This window comes from Phaeobacter sp. CAU 1743, from assembly GCF_039839315.1.
Classification (GTDB): Bacteria; Pseudomonadota; Alphaproteobacteria; order Rhodobacterales; family Rhodobacteraceae; genus Phycobacter; species Phycobacter gallaeciensis_A.
The window spans coordinates 58170-70199 of record NZ_JBDOQR010000020.1 but is presented as its reverse complement, the minus strand read 5'-3'; the positions used below and the strand labels follow the sequence as shown (position 1 = coordinate 70199).

11 protein-coding genes and 1 tRNA gene are annotated in these 12030 nt (G+C 60.2%); 1 reads left to right on the top strand and 11 read right to left on the bottom strand.

Annotated elements, in window-relative coordinates:
* Nucleotides 1-91 precede the first annotated feature (91 nt).
* Complete coding sequence (locus AAFO90_RS10105; protein WP_347509319.1) at nt 92-793, bottom strand: hypothetical protein; 702 nt, start codon at nt 791-793, stop codon at nt 92-94.
* A gap of 839 nt (nt 794-1632) precedes the next feature.
* Between AAFO90_RS10105 and AAFO90_RS10100 the strand changes: the two genes are divergently transcribed.
* Nucleotides 1633-1707, top strand: a tRNA-Glu gene (locus AAFO90_RS10100).
* 247 nt (nt 1708-1954) lie between these two features.
* On the opposite strand, the gene AAFO90_RS10095 is transcribed toward AAFO90_RS10100, so the two are convergent.
* From AAFO90_RS10095 to AAFO90_RS10050, 10 genes are all read right to left on the bottom strand, one after another.
* Nucleotides 1955-3454, bottom strand: coding sequence for a tripartite tricarboxylate transporter permease (locus AAFO90_RS10095; RefSeq protein ID WP_347509318.1), 1500 nt, complete (start codon nt 3452-3454; stop codon nt 1955-1957).
* Nucleotides 3455-3466: 12 nt separating this feature from the next.
* Nucleotides 3467-3892, bottom strand: a complete 426-nt coding sequence (locus tag AAFO90_RS10090; RefSeq protein ID WP_347509317.1) for a tripartite tricarboxylate transporter TctB family protein — start codon at nt 3890-3892, stop codon at nt 3467-3469.
* A gap of 61 nt (nt 3893-3953) precedes the next feature.
* Complete coding sequence (locus AAFO90_RS10085) at nt 3954-4901, bottom strand: tripartite tricarboxylate transporter substrate-binding protein (protein ID WP_065270933.1); 948 nt, start codon at nt 4899-4901, stop codon at nt 3954-3956.
* Between the two features lie 163 nt (nt 4902-5064).
* Nucleotides 5065-6666 carry an acyl-CoA dehydrogenase family protein gene (locus AAFO90_RS10080; RefSeq protein ID WP_347509316.1) on the bottom strand — a complete coding sequence of 534 codons (1602 nt, stop codon included), beginning with the start codon at nt 6664-6666 and terminating at the stop codon, nt 5065-5067.
* 3 nt (nt 6667-6669) lie between these two features.
* Nucleotides 6670-7134: a DUF3237 domain-containing protein gene (locus AAFO90_RS10075; protein ID WP_347509315.1), complete on the bottom strand. Its 465-nt coding sequence runs from the start codon at nt 7132-7134 to the stop codon at nt 6670-6672.
* Nucleotide 7135: 1 nt separating this feature from the next.
* Complete coding sequence (locus AAFO90_RS10070) at nt 7136-8008, bottom strand: amidohydrolase family protein (protein WP_065270936.1); 873 nt, start codon at nt 8006-8008, stop codon at nt 7136-7138.
* Between the two features lie 13 nt (nt 8009-8021).
* A complete protein-coding gene (locus AAFO90_RS10065; protein ID WP_347509314.1) occupies nt 8022-9836 on the bottom strand; it encodes a feruloyl-CoA synthase in 1815 nt (604 codons plus the stop codon).
* 3 nt (nt 9837-9839) lie between these two features.
* On the bottom strand, nt 9840-10322 hold the full coding sequence (locus AAFO90_RS10060; protein ID WP_065270938.1) for a MarR family transcriptional regulator: 483 nt from the start codon (nt 10320-10322) through the stop codon (nt 9840-9842).
* Nucleotides 10323-10326: 4 nt separating this feature from the next.
* Complete coding sequence (locus AAFO90_RS10055) at nt 10327-11094, bottom strand: crotonase/enoyl-CoA hydratase family protein (protein WP_347509313.1); 768 nt, start codon at nt 11092-11094, stop codon at nt 10327-10329.
* A 12-nt stretch (nt 11095-11106) separates the two neighbouring features.
* A complete protein-coding gene (locus tag AAFO90_RS10050) occupies nt 11107-11871 on the bottom strand; it encodes an SDR family NAD(P)-dependent oxidoreductase (RefSeq protein WP_347509312.1) in 765 nt (254 codons plus the stop codon).
* Nucleotides 11872-12030 lie beyond the last annotated feature (159 nt).

The following is a 12030-nucleotide window of genomic DNA, read 5'->3' as shown; positions in this document are numbered from 1 at the left end:
CGCCTGCGATGTCGTAGTCTTCTTCATGGTGTTGCTTTCCTTTCGGTTTGATCACCCCGAGCCTACGGCTCAGGGAAAGCAACGCCACCCTTCAGGCAAACTTCAACATCAACCGGGACATCCCCTCATCCTTCAGCGTCACCGAATAGTCGTTACCGACCGCGATGTTTTCCTGAATGGTGGCTTCATTGGGCTCCAGCACATCCTTCAGATCCAGAACACCGTCGCCGTTTACATCGCCGACCTGAGGCAGCACGTCCGCCACATATTGACCGTCGTATTCGCCGCCAACAATCCACAGATTATCGTCCAGCTGGTATTCTGCATCCGGATCACCGGGGAAACGCTGATCCGACAGCACCTGCTGCATCACCACATAGTGTTCGGTCGAGGCTTTGACCGTGTTGCCACCAAGGCCAGCCAGCCAGGTGCCGTGAACTGCCGGGGTCTGAAAAACATCGGTGGGGGCGTTCGAAACCACCAGCCCCAGATGCTCTCCGCCCTCGCCGGACAGATCGCCAACGAAGCCTTCTTCGTATTCTGGATCGTCGAAAAAGTCTTTTTCAATCGCTTGGTCGAAATCAATGACGTTATAGCCAAATTCGCTGTTTACCGGATACAGCGCGACGCCTTCTTTGGTGATCACCGGTTCGGCGGAAAAATCCACAACGGCAGGATCACCGTCTTGGACGTCGCCCTGTGTCAGCCCACCGAAGGTACCAGTCACATCATTTGTGCTGAAGGTGTGTGTCACTGTATACGTGGGTGTCTGGTTGAGCACTTGATCTGCCATGATGGGTCCCCCGGCAATACGCTTCAAAGTTTCAAAATCTTCCGCCCGCAAAAGACCGGCTCGGCATCATGTGTTCGCGCGCCTTCACATGCGGATGTCTTGATGTTTACAAACCGCGGATCAAAAGTCTTTTGATCTTGATCAAAAGACGCAAAAAAGACTGAGGACGAGGCTCCCCGCCCCATATTAAGCCCGCTGCACGCCGCCTGACGCGTACCGCAAAAGATGAATGCAAATAATTGAATTTATTTTACAAAAACGTACATAAAGTATGAAATCTCATAGTGAGCCGCCGTTCGTTTTCAAGACCGGTGGCGACAGGCGATTTTTTTGCCGACAGCCCATGTTTTTGCGAGAAAAAGGACCACACCCGGACGTAACCCCGCCCGGAAATTGCGTTTTTCGCAGAAGGTTCAGCGCAGCAGAATGTTGATTTTCCGAAAACTTGATTCTCCTGACTGCGGCCTGCCCTACCCTTCCCGCCTCTCTTCACAAGCCCAGAGGCCGCGCGCAATGCGCCGAAAACGCTCAGCGACTAGCCCGCACCGCTTTCAATCGATATTTAGGCCAGTTTTCACAGCCGGAACCAAGACAACCATAAAGCGTTGCGGAAAATCGGGCAGTGATACGCAAAGAAGAGGCTGGCCCACGACATATCAATGTGGAGAAAACCTTTGACCGAATTGCAGCGCAGGCCTTCTGACGCCGCTTTTGGGGGGGACGCGAACTGCCCATGAAACCACCCGGAACACCCGCCTCAAATATTTCTTCCCAAATGAGCAAAAATCACTCTTGCGCCCACTCACCTGACTGAGTACACAGCGCCTCACGCACAGAGTGGCCCGTTCGTCTATCGGTTAGGACGCCAGGTTTTCAACCTGGAAAGAGGGGTTCGATTCCCCTACGGGCTGCCACTTTCTCCCATACTGCTATCATAGCCTGGCATGCGGTTTGCGGCCCTGTTGCGCGGTTCGAGCCAGTAAAATCCAGCCGCAGCGCCGCCCGGGTCCAGCCCTTTAATCCTTACCCTATCGGCTGCCCTGATCAGGCTTCATCCGTTCAAACCGCCGTAAGCCTCTCTCTCGAAGAGCAAAAGGGAACCGCCCTCTCGGGCAATTCCCTCTGTTCATGCTGCTCTGACCTTCGGCCGAGCTCAGATAGTCACAGCTCGGCCTCCCGGCTGCGGGCCAGGAACCACACGAAAGACACCACCGACAAAAGCAGCAAAGCGACGGCAACCGGGCTTTTCAGAACCTGGGTCAGATCCCCGTTCGTCAGCGCAAGCGATTGTGCGATGGATTTCTCGAATCTTGGTCCCAGAAAGAACGCGATGATGAAGATCACCAGCGGATAGCCGAAGCTGGACATCAGGTACCCGATCACCGCAAAGATCAGCATGATCGCAACGCCGAACAATCCGTTGGTCGCCATCGACACCCCGACAAAACACAAGAGAACCGCCGAGGAAAAGATGATGGACTCCGGCGCCGACACCACTTTGACCCAAAGCCGCAGTCCGACCTGCCCGATCCACAGGTTGATGAAATTCGCCATGATCATGGCCCCGAACAACCCGTAGACAAGCCGCCCCTGATTTTCGAACAGCAAGGGACCGGGCTGCATGCCGTGGATCATGAAGGCACTGATGATCAGTGCCGCGCTGACACTGCCCGGAATGCCCAGCGTCAACAGCGGGATCAGGTTAGAGCCGACAACCGCGGAATTGGCGGATTCAGCTGCGGCGATGCCATGCAGGTTGCCCTTGCCAAAGCTTTGCGGATCTTTCGAGCGGGCCTTGGTGAAGGCATAGGACATGAAGGCGGCAGCGGTCGAACCGATCCCCGGTAAGGCGCCGAAAATGGTTCCGATGGTGGCACCGCGCAGCATGGTATAGCGACAGGACCAGTATTCCGCCCAGGTCACCCGACGGTCGTCCGGGTTGCCGGTGTCCTCCATGATGATGGCGGAACGGACGCTGCCATGGGCATCGGACATGCGGCGCAGGATTTCCGAAATGGCGAGCATGCCAATCGCAACTGATGGCAGGGGCAACCCGTCGAACAGATCCCAATAGCCAAAGATGAGCCTAGGTGTGTAATGCTCCGGATCGGTCCCGACCGAAGCCACCAGCAATCCCAGCGCCGCTGCGATGATACCCTTGGTAAGGGAATTGCCGATCAACCCGGCCAGAACGGAAAAGGCAAAGATCATCAGCGCGGCGATCTCAATCGGGCCCATGCGCAGGGCCAGAACCGCCAGCGGCGCCGACACGGTAATCAAAACGATGTCGCTGAAGGTATCGCCCGTCACCGAGGAAAACAGCGCCATCTTGGTGGCCTTGAGGGGCTTACCCTTCTTGGCCAGCGGGTAGCCGTCCATCGCGGTTGCCGCGGCATCGGGGGTGCCGGGGGTATTCATCAGAACCGCAGGCACCGCGCCGCCAACCAGTCCGCCCTTGTTGACCCCCACCAGAAAGGAAATCGCCACCAGCGGATCCAGCGCAAAGGTAAAGGGAATGACAATCGCCATGGCCATGATCGGGCCGATGCCGGGCACCGCGCCGACGAATTGCCCCAGGATCACGCCGCAGATGACGAACAGCAGGTTGATCAGAGAAAAGGCATCGCCAAATCCGGCCAGCATTGTTGAAAAATCCACCATGATCTTACTCCCTCAGGGCAAGGCGCGGCCAAGCGCGTAGGTCACCAGGAACCAGATCAGCGCGGGCATGACGATGACGCCCGCCGCCAGCCAGGCCGGGCGGCGTTCCCCGATCATCCACATGATCGCAAACGCCAGCGGCGGGGCGACATATTCAAAACCGAACACGGACATCGCATAGATCCCACCTGCCAGAACCGCCACATAGGCGCCTGTAATCGCAAAGACATGCGGTCTTTGCGTGCGGTGCCCGGTCGGTTTCAGCATCAGGAACGCGCCACTAACGGCGATCACAATGGAAATCAGATTGGGCATCGTATCCGGTGACAGATTTCCCCCTTCGACCCGCTCCACATAGGAGGGGATGACCAGGACATAGAGCACAAGACCAAGCAGAAGAAAGAACGCGCCCGAAGCACGGTCGGCAGACAAACCCATGGAACCCTCCCAAGTTCTGAAACCGCCCTGCGCGCGAACACGCGCAGGGCGGTTTGCGGTTTTATTTCGCGAACAACACGGCTGCGTTTGCCAGACCGTCGGTCATCATCTTATGGGTACCCTCGGGTCCCATGTTGATCGGCGCGCCCTTCACCGCGTTCTGCACGATTTCAGCCATTTCGGGAGAGGCAACCGCTTCGTCGATCGCGGCCGCGATGGCCTCGACCGCGGCAGGATCGGTGCCTTTTGTGGTCGCCAGATAGAACACCGGATCGACATAGGCGTTGATGCCGGATTCCACGAAGGTCTTGACCTCCGGCGCATAGCTCAAGCGAGATTGGTTGGCGCCCGCAATCACCTTCATGTCGCCGGATTCAAGATAGGGAAACTGCTCGCCCGATCCGAACCCCGCAAGCACCTGACCGCCCAGGATCAGCTTCATCACCTCGGCGCCACCATCGGCGGTCACCAGGTTGAAATCCGCTCCTGTGGTCTTGGTCGTTGCCTTCATCATCAGAACCTGCGGCGGCGCCATGGTGGCAACCGCCAGCTGCCCCTGCTCCTTGGAATAGGCGATCAGGCCCTCCAGATCGTCAAAGGGCGCATCGGCGCTGGCCACCAGCGCAAGCTCTGCCTTGGCGACGGTGCCAAGGTAATCAAAGCTGTCGACATCAAACGGCAGCTGATCGCCGCGCTGAACCAACTGGACCAGAACGGGGATGCTGACCCCCATGCCAACGACCTTGCCCTGCGGGGGGCGCTGCGACAGGCCGGTGAACATGGCAACGCCGCCGCCGCCAGGCTTGTTCTCGACCACGATGTCCCAGCCGGTGTTTTTCTCCATCACGCTGGCCAGCACGCGACCCATGGTGTCTGTCGATCCGCCGGCACCAAAACCGACCTGAATGGTCAGCGCTCCATCGGGTTTCCAGCCCTCTGCGGCCAGCGGCGCGGCAAGCGTCATCATCGCGGCGGCGCCCAGCGCCAGAATCCGGGATTTAAGTGTCATGTGATTTCCTCCACTTTGTTGTCTTTCCTCCGTCACCCACAAACAGGCGCGACGGGTCTCCTCCTGGAAAGTTACTTAACCAGTAAACTATTTACCTCTCCCCTTGCTCAACAGTGAATTTCCTCGGTCAGACGACGCAGATCTCCTCACCTGCGCCGGATGGTTATGCCCCGGCGGTTTGCGCAACTCCCAGCAACGCCAGCCGCGCCGGACGCATTGCGGCAATCACCTGTAGCTGGCGCGTGGCGATCCGCGTCAGCCGCTGCGGATCCGAATGGGCCGATGCGGCCCGCAGAACCCGGCTCCACAACGCAGTCAAAAGCGTATCGCGGGTCAGCAGATAGAATTCATGCGCAAAGGCGGTTGGGTCAGGGTTGTCCAGCAACTGTTTTCGCGCAAGGTTCCAGCCTTCCAAGGCAGCAGCAACGGCCTCTGCCTCCTTGCCCTCTGCCGCCATGAAGGCCGCGAAGGCCTCCGCCGGGGGTGTACCCAGCAGACGTGTCGCCAGCATGCGTTCGTGAATGCCGTTAGCCCCTTCATAGATCGCGGTGATGCGGGCATCGCGATAGGTCTGCTCCAACCGGTATTCGCGCAGATACCCATAGCCGCCCAGCACCTGCACCCCCAGTTCGGCGCCGCGGATACCGGCTTCGGTACCGCTGACCTTGGCCAGCGGGGTCAGGAACTCCACCAGATCGGGATTGTCGCCCTTCTCCATGGTGACAAAGGCCAGATGGGCAATCGCGCGGGCGCCCAGCGCACCGGCGTCGATCTCATCCAGCATCCGGCGCACATCGGCGTGGCCATCCAGCGTCACCGGCTGTCCATCCGCGCCGCGTCCCTGCTGGCGCTCTGCCGCATAGGAGGCCGCCACATCATAAGCACGCGCCGCATGGGCCACGCCTTGCAGCGCAACATCAGAGCGGGCGTGGTTCATCATCGTGAACATCGCCATCAGCCCCTGCCCCTCGGCGCCAATCAGTTCGGCCTCGGCGCCATCAAAGGCCAACTGGCAGGTGGGGGAGGCATGCAGGCCCATCTTTTCCTCAATCCGGGTGACGGTGACAGCATTGCGGCTGCCATCGGCGCGGGTGCAGGGACACAGGAACAGAGAGAGCCCTTTGATCCCGTTGTCCGAGGTTCGCGCGAGAACCAGATGCAGGACCTTGTCGCTCATGTCCTGGTCGCCGCCGGAGATGAAGATCTTCTCACCGGTGATGTGCCATCCATCCCCATCGGCGCTAGCCCGGCAGCGCACGCGCGAGAGGTCCGATCCCGCTCCGGGTTCTGTCAGGCACATGGTCGCCAGCGTCTCACCCGAGGCCAGCGACGGCAGGTAGCGGGCCTGCTGATCCGCCGTGCCGAACCGCGTCAGAGTGCGCGCAGCGCCCGGCACCAGCCCGGTGACCATCTGCATGGAATGGTTGGCACCGGAAAAAATCTCGGACGTGATCGCCAGCATCATCGCGCCCATGCCCTGTCCGCCGAATTCTTCGGGGATGGTGAGGCCCGGCCAGCCCTGTTCGGCATAGGAGTTGTAGAGGTCTTTGAACTCAGCGGGCATCGCGACGCGGCCATTCGTCAGCGTGCAGCCCTCAAGATCACCGGGTTCATCCAGCGGTGCGATCTCACCTTCGGCAAAGGCCCCGAAATGCCCGGCAATCTCTGACGCGAATTCCGCATCCCAATCCGGCAGATCCGCTGTGCCCACCACATGGTTCAGCGTGAACAGGATGTCCTCAACAGGGGCGGCAAAAGGCTTCATTGATTATTCCACTGCATAATAGTCGATTTCAACGGCAGAGGCCCGGCGGATACCGGAGCAGACAAAGAGCATGTGATTGACCCAAGCATAGCGGTCATCGCCGGTCTCCAGCCGCGCGGCGGTGCGCATGTAATAGCTGGTGGGGTCCACATCCTCACCCTTGGCCAGCCGCGCAATCACATCAGGCGGGCCGTGACGGCTGCCCACATTGACGATCTCGATCACCGCGCCGTCTTCGGTTTTCACCGCATAGCGCGTATCAAGATGGGCGGCACCATCGCTGTAGATGGTCTGCCAGTCGGCCCCGAGGTTCAGCACCTCGCCGGTCAGATCGGGGCCAAGCGCCTTGCCCCCGATGATCGGTATGATCCGTCGCACCCCCGCGCGTCCCTGCCCCATTTCAATCGGGACACCCAGTTCCACCCGCAGGCGGAAGGCATGGCGCAGCTTTGGTGCGGGGATCTCCATCTCAGTCGACCCCAAGCAGACGCATGGCGTTGCCCTTGATGATGTCTTCCCGCAGGTGGTCCTTAATCGCAATTTTCTCGAAATCAGACAGCCAGCGTTCCGGCGTGATCATCGGCCAGTCGGATCCGAACAGCACCTTCTTCTTCAGAATCGAATTGCAGTATTTCACCAAGATCTCGGGGAAATACTTGGGCGACCAGCCAGAGAGGTCGATATAGACGTTGGGCTTGTGCTGAGCCACCGACAGCGCCTCTTCCTGCCAGGGGAAGGACGGATGCGCGAGGATGATCTTCATGTCCGGGAAGTCCACCGCCACGTCATCCATATACATCGGGTTGGAATACTTCAGCCGCATACCGTTGCCGCCGCGCATACCGCTGCCGACGCCGGTCTGACCGGTGTGGAACAGGGCGATACCGCCTTCTTCGGCAATCGCTTCATACAGGTCATAGGCCATACGGTCATTGGCATAGAAGCCCTGCATGGTCGGGTGAAACTTGAAGCCCTTGATTCCAAAATCCTTGATCAGGCGACGCGCCTCGCGGGCGCCCATCTTGCCCTTGTGCGGGTCGATGCTGGCAAAGGGGATCAGAACGTCGTCATTCTCGGCCGCCAGTTCGGCAACCTCTTCGTTCTTGTAGCGGCGATAACCGGTTTCACGCTCGGCATCGACCGGGAAGATCACCGCGGCGATGTTCTGCTCGCGGTAATGAGCAGCGGTCTGCGGCACGGTGGGCGGATGCTGCCAGGGCGCGCCGAAGTAGCTGGCCATGGTGGCCTGCAGTTCATCATAGCCGTCATCGGCATGGCAGCCGCAGGGCTCTTCGGCGTGGGTGTGGAAGTCGATCGCGCGGACCTTGGAAAAATCTACCATCGTTGTGTTCCTATCAGAGTTTCGCAATGCCGCTGGCAGCGTCGTCATAAAGCCGCTCCAGCAGATCTGCGCGGCGCGTCAGCACCTTGCGGAAGTTGAGGTTGCCCTTGGCGGTGATCTCAGCATCGGTGAGCGAAGGCGGCTCGGCCAGCACAATGGCGCGCACCACCCGGGTAGAGGAGCCGGAAACCCGCCCGGCGCGCTCGTTCAGCCGGTGATGAATGTCGAACAGAAGCTGCGGACAGACCAGCGCGCCGCCGTCTTCCTCCAGCGTGAAGCCTGCTGCCTCGATCGCCTCGCGGTTGGGGAAGATCATCACGCCGATCTCGTTCTTGTCCTGCCCGGTCACCACCAGATCGGCGGCCAGCGGTGCAAGGGTCGAGAGCATTTCGATCCTGAGGCCCGCCGCCCGCACCCAGGTGCCGGTCAGCAGTTTGAAGTCCTCGGAAATCCGCCCGTCAAAGCGCATGCCCTTGTTGATGTCGTCCTTGTCGACGAACACCATCGCATCGCCGGTGATGAAATAGCCTTCCTCATCAAAAGCCTCGGCGGACTTTTGCGGGTCTTCGAAATAACCGGGCATCACATTCGGTCCCTTGACCCGCACCTCGCAGCGCATGTCGTCATCCGGGATCAGCTTCAGCGTCACGCCGGTCATCGGCACACCCACCACGCCCGAGCTTTCGGTCGGCTCCTGCTGAATCATCGTCGCCGGGGCGGTTTCCGTCAGCCCCCAGGAGGAGGTCATCAGCGGCACCTCGCCCTTGATCTCCATCGCCATGGTCTCAAAGCCCGACCAGACCTCCTGCGGCAGTGAGGCGCCGGCGTAAAAGATCATGTCCAGCTCTTCAAAGAAACGCTGACGAAGCCCCGCGTCCTTTTCCAGTGCCTCCAGCAGCATGGCAAAGCCCATGGGCACATTGAACACAAGGCTACCGGTTACCATCGACAGGTTCTCGACTGTGCGATCAAACAAGCCCTTCACCGGCTTGCCATCGTCGATGTAGAAACTGCCGCCATTGGCCAGCATCATGTTGAAGTTATGCGAACCGCCAAAGACGTGGTTCCACGGCAGCCAATCCACGATGCGCGGCGGGCGCGCGCGCAGGAACGGCAGGCTGTCGGCGAGTTGGGTCTGATTGACGCACATCATCCGCTGCGTGGTCAGCACCCCCTTGGGGTTCGAGGTCGACCCGCTGGTCATCAGGATCTTGGCGACGGTATCGGGCGTCACCTTGGCAAATCCCGCATTCACATCGATGCCCGCATCGCCTTTCAGAAGGTCCGCAAAGGCCGTGACATCGGCGCCGCCGGTGCGGGTCGCAACGATCTCAACCCCCTCAAGGGCATCCAGTTTCAGCGCCTCGCCGTATTGATCGGCATCGACAACATAGGCCATCTTTGGCCGCACCAGTTCGATGGCGTGGCGCAGTCGGCCATGGGCGCCGTGGATCAGCGAATACTGCTCGGCCACCGGTACGGTCGGCACACCGGCGTATTGCGCGGCCAGCGACAACAGCCCGTGATCGACGCCATTGCCGGACATGATCAGGATCGGAGTATCCGCCCCCATGCCCCGCGCCAATAGCGCCGCCGCAGTGGCGCGCACCTGCTGCAGGGTCGCCGCATAGCTTTCCTCGCGCCAGCCCGCGCCGCTGCGCTCGGCCAGAAACACCCGCTCGGGCGCCTCTTCGGCCCAGCGGTGCAGCCAGTCACCAGTCCGCTCTGTCACCGGCCCCAGATCGTATTCAGACCGCAACAGCAGGCTGCCATCGGGGCGATCCTCGCGCGTGACGGCGTGTGGCAGGAAATTGGACGTCCGTTTCATGGTCTATCCTTTCGACAGGCTTTTCTGGATCAGCTGCATCGCCGCGATCACTGTGTCGCGGGTCGTTGCATCCATGTTCTCCAGCAAGCGTTGTTCATGGGCGGTCACCGCGGCCACCGCTTTTTCACAGAGCTGGCGCCCAGCCAGCGTCGCCTTCAGCGCATAGGCCCGCCGATCCGTCGGCACCCGGTCGCGCACGATCAGCTCGCGCCGTTCCAACTCGTCAATGATCACGACAAGATTGGGCCGTTCCACATCCATCGCATCCGCCAGCTGCGACTGGCGCAACCCCGGATTGTCGACGATCAGCACCAGCGCCGTGTAGGTCAGCATCCGCAGATCAAAAGGCTTCAGCGTCCGGGCCAGATCGGTCTGCACGACGTTGAATGCCCGCTTCATGTGATAGCCGACAAACGCGCGCAGGGTTTCATCGCTGACGTGAGAAACGCCCATTTCAGGCTCAGGCTCTTTGATGACGGTTTTCATCGGATCACCGGAACTTAGGTGCGCGTTTTTCAAGGAAAGCACGCAAGCCTTCCTCGGCATCCGGCGTGGTCTGGGACAGTGCCGCGGCCAGCGATTCCGTGAACAGACCATCGGCCTGCGACATGTCGTTGATGCGGGCAATCGACTGGATCATCAGATAATTCGACAAGGGCGCATTGCGGGCGATCTTGCCCGCCAGCGTCTGCGCCAGCTCCAGTGCCTCACCTTGGCCCACCGCATAGTGGGCAAGGCCAAGCGCCACGCCGGTTTCGGCATCGTATTTGCGCCCCGTCAGCATCATCTCGGTCATCCGGTCCGCGCCCAGAAGACGCCCGACCCGCGCGGTGGCGCCGCCACCCACAAAGATGCCGCGCCGCCCTTCGGGCAGCTGGAAGATGGTCGAAGGTTCAGCGATGCGAACATGGGTCGAGCTTGCCAGCTCCAACCCGCCACCGATCACCGCCCCGAACATGGCGGACACAACCGCCAACCCGCCGAACTGGATCTTCTCCATCACCTGGTGCCACTGGCGCGAGTGATAGAGGTTTTCCTCGGCCGAGCGGTGCACATGTTCCGACAGATCCAACCCCGAGCAGAAATGCCCTGCGGTGCCGGTCAGGATGACCACGCGCACGTCCTTTGGCGGCGCCGAGAAGAAAGCATCCAGCGCCTCCAGCAGCTCTTCGCACATGGCGTTGCGCTTGTCCGGGCGGTTCATCGTCAGGGTGGCGATGCTGTCATTGATGTCGATTTTGAGTATCTGATCGCTCATGCGCGAGATCCTTCAGCGCGGCGGCAGGCGCACAGCGCCATCCAGCCGGATGGTTGTTCCATTGAGAAATGGATTGGTGACGATCTGCTCGGCCAGAAGCCCGTATTCCTCGGGCGCGCCCAGCCGGGCAGGAAAGGGAATATTGGCGGTGATCTGCGCCGAAATTTCGGGCGGCAACCCTTCCATCATCGGGGTCTGAAACAGGCCCGGTGCGATGGCCATGACGCGGATGCCCGATTGCGCCAGCTCGCGCGCCGCAGGCAGGCACATGGAGGCAATCGCCCCCTTGGAAGCCGCATAGGCCGCCTGCCCCAGCTGGCCATCCTCGAAAGCAACCGAAGCGGTGTTGATGATCACCCCGCGCTCGCCATCCGCCAGCGGGTCCAGCTCGGCCATCAGGCGAGCAGCATGGCTCATCACATTATAGGTGCCAAAAAGGTTCACCCGCAGCGTCTTTTCAAACACATCGAACGACAGCTTGCCGCCACGACCAACGATGCGCGCCGCCATACCGACCCCGGCGCAGCTCACCGCGATACGGGGAGCGCTGCCCAGCTGCTCTGCGATGCTGTCGAGGGCTGCACCGACGGCGGCCTCATCACTGACATCTACATGCAGGGCGATGCCGCCGATCTCATCCGCGACCGCCTTTGCCCGTTCGATATCGAAATCCAGAATGGCGACTTTCGCGCCTTTTGCGGCAAGATGCCGGGCCGTCGCCGCACCAAGGCCACTGCCGCCACCTGTGACCAGCGCCACATGTCCATCTATCTGCATAGTTCCTCCCCGAACTGGATAACTGATATGATAGTTATCCTGCATATCTTCTTTTCAATCGTTATACGAAATACCTATTTCGCGCCAACAAAATTTTCACAAACACTTAAGCTACTAATTTTGAATACGTTTTGCGGATCGCCTCGGGTCTATCAGCAC